General features: G+C 73.3%; 17 protein-coding genes. 9 read left to right on the plus strand and 8 right to left on the minus strand.

Annotated elements, in window-relative coordinates; translation table 11 throughout:
* Nucleotides 1-29: 29 nt before the first annotated feature.
* Together DEI93_RS05945 and DEI93_RS05950 are read right to left on the minus strand one after the other, a co-directional pair.
* Nucleotides 30-410: a winged helix-turn-helix transcriptional regulator gene (locus DEI93_RS05945; protein ID WP_111008594.1), complete on the minus strand. Its 381-nt coding sequence runs from the start codon at nucleotides 408-410 to the stop codon at nucleotides 30-32.
* Between the two features lie 142 nt (nucleotides 411-552).
* Nucleotides 553-1884: an MFS transporter gene (locus DEI93_RS05950; protein WP_111008595.1), complete on the minus strand. Its 1332-nt coding sequence runs from the start codon at nucleotides 1882-1884 to the stop codon at nucleotides 553-555.
* Between the two features lie 138 nt (nucleotides 1885-2022).
* On the opposite strand from DEI93_RS05950, the gene DEI93_RS05955 reads away from it, so the two are divergent.
* On the plus strand, nucleotides 2023-2880 hold the full coding sequence (locus DEI93_RS05955; protein WP_111008596.1) for a LysR family transcriptional regulator: 858 nt from the start codon (nucleotides 2023-2025) through the stop codon (nucleotides 2878-2880).
* 36 nt (nucleotides 2881-2916) lie between these two features.
* On the opposite strand, the gene DEI93_RS05960 is transcribed toward DEI93_RS05955, so the two are convergent.
* A complete protein-coding gene (locus tag DEI93_RS05960) occupies nucleotides 2917-4794 on the minus strand; it encodes a hypothetical protein (RefSeq protein WP_146244366.1) in 1878 nt (625 codons plus the stop codon).
* A gap of 166 nt (nucleotides 4795-4960) precedes the next feature.
* Between DEI93_RS05960 and DEI93_RS05965 the strand changes: the two genes are divergently transcribed.
* Entirely contained in the window at nucleotides 4961-5932 is a 972-nt protein-coding gene (locus tag DEI93_RS05965; protein WP_111026858.1) for an aldo/keto reductase, read from the plus strand.
* A 61-nt stretch (nucleotides 5933-5993) separates the two neighbouring features.
* Complete coding sequence (locus tag DEI93_RS05970; RefSeq protein ID WP_111008599.1) at nucleotides 5994-6566, plus strand: hypothetical protein; 573 nt, start codon at nucleotides 5994-5996, stop codon at nucleotides 6564-6566.
* Between the two features lie 177 nt (nucleotides 6567-6743).
* Here the strand turns inward: DEI93_RS05970 and DEI93_RS05975 are convergent, their stop codons facing one another.
* A complete protein-coding gene (locus DEI93_RS05975; protein ID WP_111008600.1) occupies nucleotides 6744-7391 on the minus strand; it encodes an NADPH-dependent F420 reductase in 648 nt (215 codons plus the stop codon).
* 81 nt (nucleotides 7392-7472) lie between these two features.
* Between DEI93_RS05975 and DEI93_RS05980 the strand changes: the two genes are divergently transcribed.
* Nucleotides 7473-7757 (plus strand): GNAT family N-acetyltransferase, encoded by a 285-nt coding sequence (locus DEI93_RS05980; protein ID WP_111119419.1) that lies wholly within the window; start codon nucleotides 7473-7475, stop codon nucleotides 7755-7757.
* Nucleotides 7758-7854: 97 nt separating this feature from the next.
* Nucleotides 7855-8349: a VOC family protein gene (locus tag DEI93_RS05985; protein ID WP_111008602.1), complete on the plus strand. Its 495-nt coding sequence runs from the start codon at nucleotides 7855-7857 to the stop codon at nucleotides 8347-8349.
* Nucleotides 8350-8372: 23 nt separating this feature from the next.
* On the opposite strand, the gene DEI93_RS05990 is transcribed toward DEI93_RS05985, so the two are convergent.
* Nucleotides 8373-9518: an ABC-2 transporter permease gene (locus DEI93_RS05990; RefSeq protein WP_146244365.1), complete on the minus strand. Its 1146-nt coding sequence runs from the start codon at nucleotides 9516-9518 to the stop codon at nucleotides 8373-8375.
* Between the two features lie 127 nt (nucleotides 9519-9645).
* Between DEI93_RS05990 and DEI93_RS05995 the strand changes: the two genes are divergently transcribed.
* Genes DEI93_RS05995 through DEI93_RS06005 form a run of 3 tightly spaced genes read left to right on the plus strand, consistent with a single transcriptional unit; the run spans nucleotide 9646 to nucleotide 11667 of the window.
* Nucleotides 9646-10152: a MarR family winged helix-turn-helix transcriptional regulator gene (locus DEI93_RS05995; RefSeq protein ID WP_111119417.1), complete on the plus strand. Its 507-nt coding sequence runs from the start codon at nucleotides 9646-9648 to the stop codon at nucleotides 10150-10152.
* Between the two features lie 2 nt (nucleotides 10153-10154).
* The gene (locus DEI93_RS06000) at nucleotides 10155-10673 is read left to right on the plus strand and encodes a metallophosphoesterase family protein (protein WP_111026136.1); all 519 of its coding nucleotides are present in this window, start codon (nucleotides 10155-10157) and stop codon (nucleotides 10671-10673) included.
* Between the two features lie 55 nt (nucleotides 10674-10728).
* Nucleotides 10729-11667 carry an NUDIX hydrolase gene (locus DEI93_RS06005; protein WP_111119416.1) on the plus strand — a complete coding sequence of 313 codons (939 nt, stop codon included), beginning with the start codon at nucleotides 10729-10731 and terminating at the stop codon, nucleotides 11665-11667.
* On the opposite strand, the gene pcp is transcribed toward DEI93_RS06005, so the two are convergent.
* From pcp to DEI93_RS06020, 3 genes are read right to left on the minus strand one after another with little or no spacing between them, the layout of a single operon-like run.
* Nucleotides 11660-12301 carry a pyroglutamyl-peptidase I gene (gene pcp / locus DEI93_RS06010; protein WP_111119415.1) on the minus strand — a complete coding sequence of 214 codons (642 nt, stop codon included), beginning with the start codon at nucleotides 12299-12301 and terminating at the stop codon, nucleotides 11660-11662. The two genes, DEI93_RS06005 and pcp, sit on opposite strands and share 8 nt — an antisense overlap.
* A 10-nt stretch (nucleotides 12302-12311) precedes the next feature.
* Nucleotides 12312-13625, minus strand: a complete 1314-nt coding sequence (locus DEI93_RS06015; protein ID WP_220037857.1) for an MFS transporter — start codon at nucleotides 13623-13625, stop codon at nucleotides 12312-12314.
* A gap of 2 nt (nucleotides 13626-13627) precedes the next feature.
* On the minus strand, nucleotides 13628-14248 hold the full coding sequence (locus DEI93_RS06020; RefSeq protein ID WP_181436000.1) for a GntR family transcriptional regulator: 621 nt from the start codon (nucleotides 14246-14248) through the stop codon (nucleotides 13628-13630).
* A 147-nt stretch (nucleotides 14249-14395) separates the two neighbouring features.
* Here DEI93_RS06020 and DEI93_RS06025 point away from each other — a divergent pair, with 147 nt between their 5' ends.
* The gene (locus DEI93_RS06025) at nucleotides 14396-15130 is read left to right on the plus strand and encodes a phosphotransferase (protein WP_111119412.1); all 735 of its coding nucleotides are present in this window, start codon (nucleotides 14396-14398) and stop codon (nucleotides 15128-15130) included.
* Nucleotides 15131-15143: the final 13 nt, after the last annotated feature.

Genomic DNA, 15143 nt, shown 5'->3' on the forward strand with positions numbered 1-15143 from the left:
CGGTGTTCCGGTGGACCCCGGGTCGACCGTCAGCGTTCGTCGTACGCCGCGCGGGCCGCGAGGACGTCGTCCATGTGGCCGGTCGCCCAGTCCTCGAGCCCGGCGAGCACGGTCCGGAGCGACCACCCGGCATCGGTCAGGGCGTACTCGACGTGCGGCGGGATCTCCGGGAACACCGTGCGCGTGACGAGGCCGTCCCGCTCGAGCGCCCGCAGCGTCTGCGTCAGCATCTTCTGTGACACGCCGTCGACCCGCCCCGCGATCGCGGAGTACCGCCGTGGCCCGTCGACGAGCGCCCCGAGCGTGAGGACGGTCCACCGGTCACCGATGCGGTCGAGCAGTTGCCGGGTGGGGCAGTCCCGCGCGTACGGGCTGTACGCCTCGTGCCGTGGTGCGTCCGTCGTGGTCATCGTCCCCGCTCCTCGCCGTGCACCCGCGAGGTGCCCGCTTCCCCGAAGAGAGTAACGCCCTGATGGTGCGGTTCCAGACGGGGTGCACGACGGACGGGAGGGACGGGGCGGCTCCGCCCCGTCCCTCCCGTCCGTCGGCCCCCTAGTGCTGGCCGACGATGGCCGGGAGCGGCAGGTGGTGCCGCAGGCGGACCTCCAGGTGCAGGCCGCCCCGTCGAGCGAGCACGACCGCGATGACCGCGGCGGCGATCGCGGGCACCCCGCCCGCGACGACCATGCCGACGTGTGCACCGAAGCGGTCGACGATCTGCCCCATGACCGGCCCGCCGATCGCCTGGCCGCCGAGCAGGACGAGCACGTACAGCGACATCACACGGCCGCGGATCCCGATGTTCGACGACATCTGGACGAGTGAGTTCGACGCGGTCTGGAACAGCAGCTGCGCCATCCCGACCGCGACGAGGATGAGCGCGAACGGCGCGATCATCGGCGCGGCGCCGGCGAGGACGAGGAGCAGCCCCGTGATGCCGACGCCGCCGACGATGGTCCGCAGTCGTACCACCGCACGCCGCGTCGACAGGAGCGCGCCGGTCAGCGCGCCGATCGCGACCATCGAGTTGAACACGCCGTAGCCGCCGGCCCCGACGTGGTAGACGTCCGAGGCGAACGCGGACAGGAGGACCGGCATGGTCAGCGCGAACACCGAGAAGAACGCGACGAGCACCACGGGCACGATGATCGTCGGCTTCCGGATGGCGTAGCGGAGGCCCTCCTGCAGCTGCCCCTTCGACGGCGGCACGGCCGGCATCCGGTGGAGTTCGGAAACGCGGAGGAACCCCAGGGTCACCACGACCGCCGCGCAGGCGATGCCGTTGATGCCGAACGACCAGCCGGCCCCGACCGCGACGAGCAGGATGCCGGAGAGCGCCGGGCCGATCATGCCGCCGAGCTGGAACACCGACGAGTTGACGCTGATCGCGTTCCGGAGGTGCTCCTGTCCGACGATCTCGGTGACGAACACCTGCCGGGCCGGATTGTCGATCACGGTGACGAGCCCGACGACGAACGCGATCACCCAGATGTGCCAGGCCTGCACGACCCCCGCGAGCGTCAGCGCCGCCAGCACGCCGCTGAGCAGCGCGAACGACGCCTGCGTGAGCATCATCAGCGCGCGCTTCGAGTAGCGGTCCACGATGACGCCGCCGAACAGCCCGAACAGGAGCATCGGGGCGAACTGCATCGCGACGGTGATCCCGACGTCCGCCACGGAGTGCGTGAGCTGGAGCACGAGCCAGTCCTGCGCGACGCGCTGCATCCACCCGGCGGTCATCGCGACCAGGTTCGTCGCCGTGAAGAGCCGGAAGTTCGGTACCGACAGGGCGATGAGGGTGTGTCGCCACGGCGGGCGGGTCGCCAGGACGGGGAGCGGCTCGGTCGGCGGGTAGAGGGTGGACGAGGACGAGGGGGCGCTCACGGTTCTGGGGCTCCGGCGATCGGTGGCGAATGCTGTTCATCTTCGAAACTAATCGCCGGCACCCATTGCCGAGGGCTATCGTCCCTATCAATCCATTGCGTTCCGTGATGACCATCGCCGCGACCACCGGGGGAACTCTTGCTCGATCCGATCCTGCTCCGCACGTTCCTGACGGTCGCGGAGACCCTGAGCTTCACGCAGGCCGCGGGCCGACTCGGCATCAGCCAACCCACGGTCAGCCAGCACGTCCGGAAGCTCGAGACCGCGGTGTCCCGGACCCTCCTCGTCCGGGACACGCGAGGCGTGGCGCTCACGGACAACGGCGACGCCATGGCCGGTTTCGCGCGCACGATCCTCGCCGCACACGGGCAGGCCGACGCGTACTTCTCGGGCCAGGCGAACCGCGGGCGTCTGCGCTTCGGGGCGGCCGACGACCTCGCGATCACCCAGCTGCCCCGCATCCTCCGCGACTTCCGGCGGCTCCACCCGCACATCAACCTCGAGCTCACGGTCAACCAGTCGGGTCCGCTGCTCCGGCGGCTCAAGGCCGGTCAGCTCGACCTCGTGTTCATCAAGCAGACCGCCGGGCAGCCCGCCGAGGGCACGCGCGTCGCGAGCGACCAGATGGTGTGGATGGCCCAGGACGGCATCGCGCTCGAGCCGAACGAACCCGTGCCGCTCATCGCCTACCAGGCGCCGAGCATCAGTCGCCAGATGGCCATCGACGCGCTCGAGGCCGTCGGCCGCACGTGGCGGATCACGTGCAACACGCGCGACGTCAACGGCGTGCTCGCGGCGGTCCGAGCGGGCATCGGGGTGGCGGTGTTCCCGCACTCCCTCATCCCGGCCGACCTCGTCAAGGTGTCCCAGCGGCTGGTGTTGCCGGACCTCCCGGCCGTCGACTACGTCCTCATGGCGAACCCGGCCGCCGGTCGCGGGCCGGTCGACGCGTTGACGAACGCGATCCTCAGCCGCGGCGTGATCCGCGCGGTCTGACCCGCGCGATCCGGTCGTCCGGTCGGGTCCGCGGCGTCACCAGGTGACGGACGTCGCGCTGCCGGTCCCGGTCGTCGTGCCGAGGTCCGGCAGGTGCAGCCCGAGGGTCGGCGCGAGCGCGCTCACGAGGCCGACGAGCAGCACGGCGCTGCCAGCGATGCCGAACACGAGTCCGACGAGCGAGAGCAGACGGGTCCACGACGCAGCTGCCCGTGCCCGCAGCACCATCACGGCCAGACCGATCGCGAGGCCGCCGAGCACGAGGGCCACGACGTGCACCTGACCCGCGGCGAGCAGGAACCATGCACCGACCGCGAGCGTCGCGAGGCCGGCGACCACCGCGAGCGCGGCGGCGGTGCCGAGGCTGACGGCCGGGCGTCCGTCCGGCCCGTCGGTCCGGGAGGCCCGTGCCGCGTCGGTCCGGGAGACCCGCCGCGGGTCGTCGGTCCGGGCCCCGGCCCGGCGGGCCACGCCGGCGTCGGATCCGTGCGGTTCTCGGCTCCCGACGGGGGCTGCGCGGTGGAGGCCGTGCGCTCGCTCGGTCCGGGCGCCGCGGCGACCGGATCGACCACGTCGACCGGCGAGGGACACGGCCGAGGCGGCGGAGCGAGCGAACACGACCGGCTCGTCGTTGCCCTCGCTGCCCCGGTGGTCCGGCGTCTGCGCGGCCGTCGCCGCGGGCTGCTCGGCGGCGCCGACGGCCGGAGCAGGCTGCTCCGGGGCGGTGCGTGCGGCGGCCGTCTGCTTCTGGGCGGCGCGCTCTGCCGTCGCGGTCTGCTTCTGGGCGGCGCGCTCTGCGGCGGCGGTCTGCTTCTGGGCGGCGCGCTCTGCGGCGGCGGTCTGCTTCTGGGCGGCGCGCTCTGCGGCGGCGGTCTGCTTCTGCGCTGCCCGTTCCGCTGCCGCGGCCTGCTTCTCGGCAGCGGCGGCACGACGCCGGTCCCGCGCGGTCGGGGCCGGGGGTGCCGGAACCGGGAACGGCGACGCCGGAGCGGCGGGGTCGACGGTGTCCGGCGTCACGAGGCTCGTCGTCTCGGGCGGGATCGGTGCGGCCTGCGGTGCGGGAGCGCCCGTCGGAGTCGCCCACGCCGGTGCGACCGGCGTCCCCGGGACGGGCCTGGGGGCCCCGACGGGTCGGGGCAGGTCCTCGTCGACGGGGCCTCCGACCACGAGGTACTCGAGCCCGGGCACCGAGAACCGCGGCTGACCCGGCCGGGGTTCGACGGGCCCTTCGGCGGCGTCGGTCGTCCGTCGTTCCGTCGGCTGCGGCGTGACGGGGCGCGGTCCACCCGGGGTCGCCACGATCGGCGACCCGGACGTGGCGGGGCGGACGGCACCCGCGACGCCGACGCCGGGCCTCCCGGGATCCGGGACCGGGACCGGGACCTGGCCCGGGCCGCGACCCGATGCGGTCCGGCCGGTGGGACCGGCGTGCTGCTCGCCGGTGGGGAGCGGGGACGTGACGTGAGCGTCCGCCTCCGACGCGGTCGCGGAGCCGTGCCCGGCAACGGTCGCGGTGAGGGATGCCGCGAGGTCGGGTACGGGCGGCGCGGTCGGGTCCGAGGTGCCCGGACGGACGGTCGCCGCGATCCGCGACGCCGTGCCGGACGCCGCGTGACGGCGGGCCGCCTCGATCGCGCCGGTGTCGACCGTGGGGGAGAGCGGCGCGGGGGGCAGGGGGGCTCGCGCGGTCCGCGGACGACGAAGCGGATCAGCAGGAACCGTGCGTGCGGCGGGAACGGGCGTCGTCGCACCCTCCGTCACGGGGCGTCCGGTCGCCACGGCGGGGTGATCAGCCGCGGCGACGGGCCGTGTGACGCCCGGTTCGGCGAGCGCGGCGGTCTGCGGAGACGGGACGGGTGCCACCGGCGTCGGTGGTGCGGTCACCCACGCGGGGAGGCCGCGGGTCCCGGTCACTGGCGGAGGGGTCGGCACGTCCGGCGTCGACGCCTGGTCCGGCGTCGCGCCCGGCATGCGGTGCTGGCCCACGCGTGCTCCCTCTCGATGGTCCGTCCTACTGTTCTAGTGCGCGGCGCCCGTTCCCGGACGCCCCAGTGCGGGTGACGCCGGTAGCGTCTGCGGCATGGCAGACATCGAACACCGTCCTCTCGGTCCCTCCGGCCTGGTCGTCTCGACCGTCGGGCTCGGCTGCAACAACTTCGGCAGACCAGGCACCGCCACCGAGACGCAGGAGGGCACGGACGCCGTCGTCCACGCTGCGCTCGACGCCGGAGTCACCCTGTTCGACACCGCGGACATCTACGGCGGCGAGCCCGGCCGGAGCGAGTCGATGATGGGCAGGTCCCTCGCCGGTCGCCGCGACGAGGTCGTGCTCGCGACGAAGTTCGGCAGCGACATGCGCGGTGCGAACGGGCCCGACTGGGGTGTCCGTGGCTCCCGTCGGTACGTCCGGCTCGCCGTCGAGGGGTCGCTGCGTCGACTCGGCACGGACTGGATCGACCTGTACCAGATGCACGTCCCCGACCCGATCACGCCGATCGAGGAGACCCTGTCCGTGCTCGACGACCTCGTGCGCGAGGGCAAGATCCGCTACATCGGGCACTCGAACTTCGCCGGGTGGCAGATCGCCGAGGCCGAGCTCACCGCCTCCATCGCCGGCACCACGTCGTTCGTGTCGGCCCAGAACGAGTACAGCCCGCTCGCTCGTGGTGCCGAGGCCGAGGTCCTGCCGGCGGTGCGGGCGTACGCGCTCGGGTTCCTGCCGTACTTCCCGCTCGCCAACGGCCTGCTCACCGGCAAGTACACCCGACGCGGCGGCGGCCCGGCGGACGCCCGGATCACGAACATCAAGCCGCAGCTGCTCGACGACGCCCCGTGGGACGTCATCGAGGAGTACCAGCGCTTCTGCGAGGCCAGGGGCGTGACCATGCTCCAGGCGACGTTCGCGTGGCTGCTGGCCCAGCCCGGACTCACGAGCGTCATCGCGGGTGCGACCAAGCCGGAGCAGATCGCCCAGAACGTCGACGCCGGTTCGGCCTGGACCCCGTCCGAGGACGACCTCGCCGAGATGACGCTGGTGTTCGAGGGGGTCTGACCCGAGCGTCGGCGTACGGCGGCTGGGCGTTCCTGCGCCGTCCGCGCGTAGCGTCCGGGACATGGCAGGCAACCTCCCCGGACGATCCATCCACGACCTGACCGCGGCCGCGTGGTTCGGCGGCTCCCTCATGGGTGCCATCGGGCTCAACGGCGCCGCGGCCCGCGCCAAGGACCCGGAGGAACGGACCCGTCTCACCACCATCGGGTGGCGGCGCTGGGGGCCGATCCAGACGGGCGCCGTCGTGCTGCACCTGCTCGCCGACCTCGACGTGACCGCGCACAACGCGCCGCGGAGCGCGGTCCAGCACGGCATGCACCGCATCAACACCTACAAGGCCGTCGTGACCCTGGTCGGCGCGGGTGTGACGCTGTGGACGGCCGTCGTCGGCAACCGCTACGGCAAGCTCGTCGAGGCGGACGCGCGCAAGGGGCAGCCGGCGGCCGGGGCCACGGAGCCGGCGCCTGGCACGTCACCCGAGCTCGCGCGCGTGCAGCGGAAGCTCCAGCGCCTGCAGTGGCTCCAGGCGATCTTCGGCGGTTGGATCATCGTGGTCGGTGCCAAGGAGGGCGAGATGCAGCGCCCCCACAACGTCGCGAAGGGCGTGGTGCGCAAGGCGCTCCGCCGCCGCTGACCCGCCCGGCCCGGCCCGGCAGGCCGGGCCGCCCGGCCCGGCCGACCCCCGGCCCCTTCGCCGGGATCGCAGAAGATGCCGCTCCGACCCAGGTCAGAGCGGCATCTTCTGCGATCTCGGCGGGTGTGCCGGGGGTGGCGGCCGCGACCGCCAGCGGCCGCGGCCGCCGGCCCGGACTCACATGTCGCGGTAACGCTTCGCGTCCGCGACCGCCAGCTCGAGGTCGATCGCGGCGTACGGCTTGACGTACCCGGGGGTGTCGCGCTGGATGCGCCAGCCCTCGCTCAGACGTCCGATGTCCACGGCGTCGAACCCGAACTCGTCGATCAGGTCGCCCACGGCCTGCTTCGCCTCGTCGTCGTCACCGGCCACGACGAGGGCACGGCGCCCCTCGGTACCGCGCGGGGTCCCCGCGGTGGTCAGGTCGGCCGCGGCGATGTGGTTGAAGGCCTTGACGACGTGCGACTGCGGCAGGTGGTCCTGGAGCAGTTCCGACACCGTGGTCGTCTCCTCGTCGAGGGCCGCGATCTGCCCGTCACGCTGCGGGTAGTAGTTGTTCGTGTCGATCACGACCTTGCCGACGAGGGGCTCGACGGGGATGGTCTCGATCGCGGCGAGCGGCGTGGTCACGACGACGACGTCGCCCTTGGTCGCTGCGTCCTCCGGGGTCCCGGCGGTCGCGTGCGGTCCGAGTTCGTCGACGAGGTCCGACAGGGTCTCGGGGCCGCGCGAGTTGCTCATCACGACGTCGTAGCCGTTCTGCACGGCGAGCCGGGCGAGCTGCGAACCGATGTTCCCTGATCCGATGAATCCGATGGTGGTCATGGATCGAGTGTGCTCCGGTCGGACGCGCGATGGTCAGCGCACGTCCGGGCAGCGCGCGGGGGTGGCGGGCAGGATGGCACGATGGCGCACGAGTTCCGCAACGAGACCGACCGCGACCGCTACGCGCTCTACGTGGACGGGACCCTGGTCAGCGTGCTCGACTACCGGATGAACGGCGACTCGATCGCGTTCCCGCACACGTACACGGTGCCCGCGCATCGGGGTCACGGCTACGCGGGTGAGCTCGTCGAGCAGGCCGTCGCCGACGTCGAGGCCACGAGTACCCGCCGGATCGTCCCGATGTGCTGGTTCGTCGGTCAGTGGTTCGAGGACCACCCGGACAAGGCCGACCTGCTCTCCCGATGACCCCACGATGCGGACCGCCTGGTGATCCCGGCGCCTCGGCAGTAGTGTCCCGCCGAGGCGGTCGTCCGACGTCGTGACCGCCGGAGAGGACACTCCCGTGCAGCGAATCGTCCCGTTCCTCTGGTTCGACGACCAGGCCGAGGAGGCCGTCACCTTCTACACGGGCCTGTTCCCCGACGCCCGCATCGACTCCATCGGCCGATGGCCGGACGGCACGCCCGACGCGGGCAAGGCGCTCGTGGTCGAGTTCACGCTCTTCGGGCAGCGATGGCGAGCGATGAACGGCGGACCGGGGCACCCGCACTCCGATGCGATCTCGTTCCAGGTCGACTGCGACACGCAGGACGAGGTCGACCGGCTCTGGGACGCTTTCACGAGCGACGGCGGCCACGAGGTGGCGTGCGGGTGGTGCACGGACCGGTGGGGCGTCGCGTGGCAGGTCACGCCCGTCCGACTCGCCGAGCTCCTCGCGGACCCCGTTCCCGAACGGCGGACCCGCGCCATGCTCGCCATGCAGGACATGGTGAAGCTCGACATCGCCGCGCTCGAAGCAGCCGCCGACGGACGCGGAGGCGCGGGGACCGCGGGCTGAACCTCGCTCCGAACCGGGGGTGCTCAGGCAGCGACGACCTGCTCCTCCTCCAGTCGGGAGACCTCGCGTTCGCGGGCGATCCGGGTCCGTCGGGCGACGAGTCCGTGCACGACGAGCACCAGGAGCACGGCGGTGGCCAGCCAGAGCGCCAACACGAGAGCGCTGCGGCCGAGGGACGCCGCGGGGAAGTACTGCAGGTCCTGCGCCGCTTGCAGCCAGGCCGCGCCGCTCCAGAAGGTGTGGAGTCCCGCGAACAGCCCGGGCTGGAACGCCGGCTGGAAGATCCCGCCCGACGACGTGAAGTTGAGCATCACGAACAGCATCGTGAGGATCGGCGTGGTCCACCGGCCGAGCATCGGGTGGAGTCCGACACCGAGCGCGATGATGACCAGGTCGTACATCCAGGCGAACAGGAAGATCGGCCACGCATGGTGCGTGATCACGCCGTAGACGGGACCGGCGATGACGACGCCGATCCCCGCGACGACCCCGGCGGTCGCGACGCCGATGACCGCCGTCCAGAGCAGGCGGAGCCGCCCGGAGAACGCGGCGACCGCGATCGCGCTCGAGTACCCGCCGACGCTGAGTGCGACCAGCAGGAAGAAGAGTCCCTGGCCCGTCGCGTCCTCGTCGTGCACGGCGACGACGTCGACCACGTGGAACGGCAGGTGCTGCTGGTAGGCGATGGGCACGAAGATCCGCTCGGCAGCGGTCGCGGTGGTGTCCGACGCGGCGGTGGACACGTAGAGGGTGGCGCTCGTCGACCCCGGCGCGTACACGGCCGCCAGATCACGGTCGCGGATCGCCGCACGCGCATGGGCGGGGTCCTCCACCACGTGGGCGACGAGCGCGCCGTCGGACCGGTCGGTGACGGTCTGTGCGAACACCTGGGTCGCGGCTCCCGTGCCGACGACCCCGACGGGCAGGTCCTTCGGGGCCGGGGCGTGGAATGCGCCGAGGTAGGCCAGGCCCATCCCCGCGGCGAGGAACAGTGGGACGAGGATGTGGGAGGCGAACGACAGCAGGAGCCGACCGAGCCCGGCGGGACGGAGCATGGACGGCTCGTGCGCGGGCGCGCTGCCGGCGTGGCGGTCGGCGGCGTGACCGGGCGTCGGCCGCTCGGTCAGGCGACGGACGGGTAGCAAGTTGTTCTTTGCAACATCGGACACGTGTTGCACTGTACAACTTCGATTCCCGGTCCGCTAGCGTGTCGCGTACACGACGCGGTGCACCGCGCACGCTGGCACGTTCGCGGAGCGGGTCGCGGCGGACGCGACGACAGGGAGGGACTCGTCGATGGAGCAGGGAACCGATCGGCTTCGTGCCGCCGAGATCACCCGGGCCTACCGGGAACTCGCGCGGATCACCCGGCGCGCCGCGGTCCGCGCACGAGGTCCCGAAGCCGCGCTCAGCATCGTCGACCACTCGCTGGTCGACTTCGTCGCCCAGCACTACGGGTGCATGGCGATCGACATCGCCCGGTACCTGCGGCTCAACCGGTCGACGATCTCACGCCAGTTGTCGGGCCTCCTGGCCGCCGGCCTGATCGAGCAGGTCGACGGGGGCACCGGGAACGCGAAGCCGCTCGCGGTGACGGCGGCCGGCGAGGCGGCGCTGGAACGCTCCGTCCGCGTGCACCGCGAGAGCCTGGAGGAACGGCTGGCGTCGTGGTCCGACGACGACGTCGCGCTCCTCGCCGGTCTGCTCGAGCGCCTCAACGACGCGGAGACCGAGGATCCCGTGCCGGTTCCCGACATCGACGACGACGACCTGCCGGGCGCCGCGGCCCCGATGGAGGCCTGACCGTGCCCACCCGCCTCGTGTTCCTGTCCGACACCCACCTGCCCCGGCGCGCGAAGGACCTCCCGCCGGCGCTCTGGGCGGCGATCGAGGACGCCGACCTCGTGGTGCACGCGGGGGACTGGGTGGACCTGGCGACCGTCGACCGGATCGCAGCCCGGGCTCGACGGCTCGTCGCGGTGCGCGGCAACAACGACGTCGAACCGGGGTTCGCGGACCGGCTGCCGCTCGTCGCGCACGAGCAGGTCGAGGGCCTGCGGTTCGCGGTCGTGCACGAGACCGGGGCCGCGGCGGGACGCGACGCCCGGATGGCGCAGCGGTTCCCCGACGTCGACGTCCTCGTGTTCGGGCACTCGCACATCCCCTGGGACTCCACCGCGTCGAGCGGGCTCCGACTGCTCAACCCCGGATCGCCGACGGACCGGCGACGACAGCCCGACCACACGTGGATGACCGCGGTGGTCGACGGTCGCGACCTCGCGGTCGAACTCGTGCGCCTCCCACCGGTCCCGCGGGAGCGCTGAGGCCGCGGCGCGACCCGACTGGCCGTGCGGTGTGCCGACGTGGGACGCTGGGGCGATGACGGACGACCGGCACGACGAGCGCGCGGTGCCCGCGGAGGCCGCGCCGTCCCTCCCGCCGGGTCCGCCGCCCGGCCCCCGGGACCCGGGCGACGCGTGGGCGTACGGGCCGGACGGTCAGAAGGCGTGGGGCCTGTTCGGCGCCGCGGGGCTGCTCGTCGACGACGGTGCGGGCCGCGTCCTGCTGCAGCACCGTGTCGAGTGGAGCCACCACGGCGGGACCTGGGGCATCCCGGGTGGTGCGCGACACCAGGGTGAGGACGCGGTCACCGGAGCGCTCCGCGAGTCCGCGGAAGAAGCCGGTGTCCCCGCCGCCGCGCTCCGGATCCGCCACACCTCCGTGCTCGACCTCGGGTTCTGGACGTACACGACGGTGGTCGCACGCGCCGTCCACCCGTTCCGGGCCGAGGTCGGCGACCGCGAGAGCCTCGCCCTCGACTGGGTGCCGGTCGACGACGTCGAGGGGCTGCCCCTGCACCCGGGGTTCGGCGCGAGCTGGCCGGCCCTCCGCGGTGTGCTCGTGACCGAGCCCGTGGTCGTCGTCGACGCCGCGAACGTCGTCGGCAGCGTGCCGGACGGCTGGTGGCGGGACCGCGCCGGCGCCGCCGAGCGACTCGTGGACGCGATCGGCGCGCTCGCCGCGTCGGGACTGGCCGCTGCGGAACTCGGACTGGGTGCTGGTCGGTGGTGGCCGCGGTGGTCGGTCGTCCTCAAGGGAGATGCGCGAGCCGCCCGGACCGACGGCCCCGAGGTCGAGGTCGTCCGCGCGACCGGCGCGGGTGACGACGCGATCGTCGAGTCCGTGCACCGGGCGATCGCAAGAGCGGCCGGTCCGGTCGTCGTCGTGACGGCCGACCGCGGGCTGCGAGCGCGCGTCGAGGCCCTCGGAGCGTCGGTGACGGGGCCGTCCTGGCTCCGAGCGCTGACCGCTAGCTGATCGCACCGCCCGCGACGGCCAGGTCGGGTGCCGGGTCCACCGCGGCGCGGACCGCTGCGGCGAGTCCGGTGACGAGCACGTCGAGCGACACCGTCGGGACGGCGTCGTCCGCCTCGCGCAGGGTCTCGGGTGTCGCGGGGACGTGGACGAACCCGGAGCGCACCCCGGCCCCGGCCAGCGCCTGCAGCGCGTAGAACACGTGGTTGCACACGTACGCGCCGGCCGTGGCGGACAGCGCGGCCGGTGCGCCCGCCGCGCGTGCGGCGGCGACCATGCGCTTGACCGGGAGCGTCGTGAAGTACGCGGCCGGGCCTCCCGGCAGGACGGGCACGTCCACGGGCTGCGCGCCGTCGGCGTCCGGGATCCGGGCGTCGTCGAGGTTGACGGCGACCCGCTCGGGCGTGATCGCGGTGCGCCCCTCGGCGAGCCCGACCGCGACCACGACGTCCGGCGTCACCCGCTCGACGACGTCACGGAGCGCGTCGACCGAGCGTCCGAACGCGACGGGCAGCAGGGCGGCCTCGACGCGTTCCGGACCCGTCCAGGTCGCGGCGACGCGCTCGACGGCGTCCCAGGACGGGTTGCGGGGCGCGTCCGCGAACGGCTCGAACCCGGTCAGGAGGATCGTGGTCACGCCCGCGACCCTAACCCAGGTGCGCCGTGGGGTCGTCTGGTCCGACGCCCGCGGCCGCGGCGGGCAGGTGGCGGCGCGACGAGACGCCCACGAGCACCCACGCCACGAGACCGAGGCCGACGACCACGAGCAGGATCGCCGTCACGGGCGCGACGGCGGCCACCGCGGCGATCACGGCCGGGGCGAGGAACCCCGCGTACGCGACCGCGTAGAACACGCCGGTGAGGCCTGCGAGGTCCCGACTCGACGCGATCCGCTGCACCTCGAGCAGGCTCGACACCAGGGCGATGCCCATGCCGGCACCGACGACCGCGTTCGCCACGAGCCCGATCCAGACCGAATCGGCCGCGATCGCGAGCGCGACGACCGCGATGCCGACGGTCATCACGAGCACGGCGACGACGAGCCCGCGCGCGCTCGACACGGAGTGCACCCGTCCGGCGATCGGTTGGACCGCACTCGACACCCCGAGCGCGACGACCGTCGCGGCGGTCGCGAAGACGAGCCCCCAGCGTCCGGTCGCGTCGTGCAACTGGGTGGGCAGGTAGCCGTACGCGATCGCGGCGGACGCGAACACGAGCGGGGCCGACACCATGACCACGCGGACGAAGCGCCGGTGTCCGGCCGACGGCACGCGGAGCTGCCGCCACCAGGGCCCGGTGACGCCGCCGGACGTGTGGGTCTCGGGTGCGCGCAGCACGACGACGAGGAACGGGACCGCGACGGCGATGTGCACGAGGAACGGCAGCACCTCGGGGACCGGGCCCCACTGGGCCATGCAGCCGGCGACGAGTGCGCCGCTGCCGGATCCGAGGGTGAACGCGAGCGATGCCCGTCGTGCGCCCGATCCGGCGTCGGCCACCGGGTCGTACCGGCCCTGGGACAGTTCCTTCACCCAGCTGTTCCCGACGGCCATGGCGATGCCCACGGTGATCCCGGAGCAGAGTCGCCCGGCCGCGAGGTACCCCGCGCCGAACGGACCGAGGGCCAGGAGGCCGCTGCCGACGAGCGCCGCCGTGACCCCGACGAGCATGAGGGGGCGGCGTCCGTGCCGGTCGGAGAGCGACCCGGCGACGAGCAGTGCCGGTGCGAGACCGAGGACGTACACGCCGAGGAACGCGTTGACGAGGAGCGTCGAGTAGTGCGCACGCTCCTGGTACATGAGCAGCAGCGGGCTGAACTGGTTGCCGCCCCACGAGCAGACGAAGACGGCGCCCCACACCGCGAGCCACGGCCGCACCCGTGCTGCCCGCCGGCTCGTCACACCGGGCCGGCCGGGAGGCCCGGTCCGCTGCAACGGGACCGCTCCCGTCGACGTGTCCACGCTCACAGCGCGCCCCGGTGCCCGGCGACGTGGTCGCGGAGCACCTCGGCGTAGCGGGCGGCGTCGCCGGCGGCGACGGCCCGGGCCAGTGCGCGGTGCTGGTCGAGCGCCGGGTGGAGCTGTTCGGGACGGACCCGGATGAGCTGGTGCCGGAGGCGTTGCTGGCGGTCGTGGAGGAGGCGGGTGAAGTGCACCGCGACGGGGTTCTCCGCGGCCGCGACGACCGCGGTGTGGAACGCGTCGTCGGCGTCGACGAACCGGTCCACGTCGTGTTCCGCGATCGCGTCGGCCTGGTCGCGCAGGAGGTCGTCGAGCACGGGCACGAGGTCCGGACGCGGGCCACCGCGGAGTGCTCGGGTCGCCGCGGACGCCTCGACCGCTTCCCGCATCTCGAGGACGTCGGCGGACTCGCTCGGGGACATGCGGCGGACGACGGCGCCCTTCCGGGACTCGAGCGTGAGCAGTTGCTCCGCGGCGAGCCGGAGGAACGCCTCGTGCACCGGGGTCCGGCTGATGCCGAGCTCCTGGCAGACGACCCCCTCGCTGAGGAGGGTACCGCCAGGGAGTTCACCGCGGATGATCTGGTGCTTCGTGTGCTCGTAGGCGCGCTCCGCGGACGACATGTGTCGATCGTACGTCTTGCATGCAAGTGTCCGTGCAGCTTGTCCGAGGAGCATGTGAACATCGCGTTTCCGGCCCGGACTCCCGAGGTCCCACCGCGTAGATTGACGGGACGGCGTCGACGGCGACGTCCGACTGGAGGGACCGCCATGGAGAGGATCACGCGAGCCGAGGACCGTGTCCACCGCCCCGCTGGGCCCTGGACACCGACCGTCCACCGGCTGCTCGCACACCTCCACGAGCGCGGGTTCGTGGAGGCGCCGGAGCCGATCGCGCTCGGTGAGGTGCTCGAGACCGTGTCGTTCATCCCCGGTCTCGCGGGTGAGTACCCCTGGACCGACGACGTCGCGTCCGAGGCCGCGCTCGTCACCGCGGCCCGGCTGCTGCGCAACTACCACGACGCCGCTGCCACCTACGCGGTGGCGGCGGACGACGTGTGGTCCCAAGCCGACCGCGCTCCTGTCGAGACGATCTGCCACGGCGACTTCGCCCCGTACAACTGCGTGTTCGACGGCCGGGCCGCGGTCGGGATCATCGACTTCGACACGGCCCACCCCGGGCCGCGGGTGTGGGACGTCGCGTCGGCGGTCTACCGGTTCGCGCCGCTGACGACCGGGGACACCCCGGTGACGCGTCTCGACGACCAGCTCGCCCGTGCGGCCGAGTTCTGCCGCGCCTACGACCTCGACGCGCCCAGCCGAGCCGGGCTCGTCGAGGCCGTGGTCGCGGGCCTCGTCGCCCTCGTGACGACCATCGAGTCCGAGGCCGCCGCCGGGGACCCGAAGTTCGCCCGGGACCTGGCGGCGGGCCACGCCGAGCTCTACCGCGCCGACGTCGCCTACATCGAGCACCACGCCGACGCCATCCGGGCCGCCGTGGCCTGAGCAGGGCTCCACG

Source organism: Curtobacterium sp. MCBD17_035, assembly GCF_003234815.2.
Classification (GTDB): Bacteria; Actinomycetota; Actinomycetes; order Actinomycetales; family Microbacteriaceae; genus Curtobacterium.

What these genes read in the sequence shown, in the direction of transcription:
- DEI93_RS06005 (WP_111119416.1), top strand. Translation starts at nt 10,729, where the DNA reads ATGACGGACGACCGGCACGACGAGCGCGCGGTGCCCGCGGAGGCCGCG.
- DEI93_RS06025 (WP_111119412.1), top strand. Translation starts at nt 14,396, where the DNA reads ATGGAGAGGATCACGCGAGCCGAGGACCGTGTCCACCGCCCCGCTGGG.
- DEI93_RS05975 (WP_111008600.1), bottom strand. Translation starts at nt 7,391, where the DNA reads ATGACCACCATCGGATTCATCGGATCAGGGAACATCGGTTCGCAGCTC.
- DEI93_RS05970 (WP_111008599.1), top strand. Translation starts at nt 5,994, where the DNA reads ATGGCAGGCAACCTCCCCGGACGATCCATCCACGACCTGACCGCGGCC.
- DEI93_RS05995 (WP_111119417.1), top strand. Translation starts at nt 9,646, where the DNA reads ATGGAGCAGGGAACCGATCGGCTTCGTGCCGCCGAGATCACCCGGGCC.
- DEI93_RS05965 (WP_111026858.1), top strand. Translation starts at nt 4,961, where the DNA reads ATGGCAGACATCGAACACCGTCCTCTCGGTCCCTCCGGCCTGGTCGTC.
- DEI93_RS05945 (WP_111008594.1), bottom strand. Translation starts at nt 410, where the DNA reads ATGACCACGACGGACGCACCACGGCACGAGGCGTACAGCCCGTACGCG.
- DEI93_RS05980 (WP_111119419.1), top strand. Translation starts at nt 7,473, where the DNA reads ATGGCGCACGAGTTCCGCAACGAGACCGACCGCGACCGCTACGCGCTC.
- DEI93_RS06020 (WP_181436000.1), bottom strand. Translation starts at nt 14,248, where the DNA reads ATGTCGTCCGCGGAGCGCGCCTACGAGCACACGAAGCACCAGATCATC.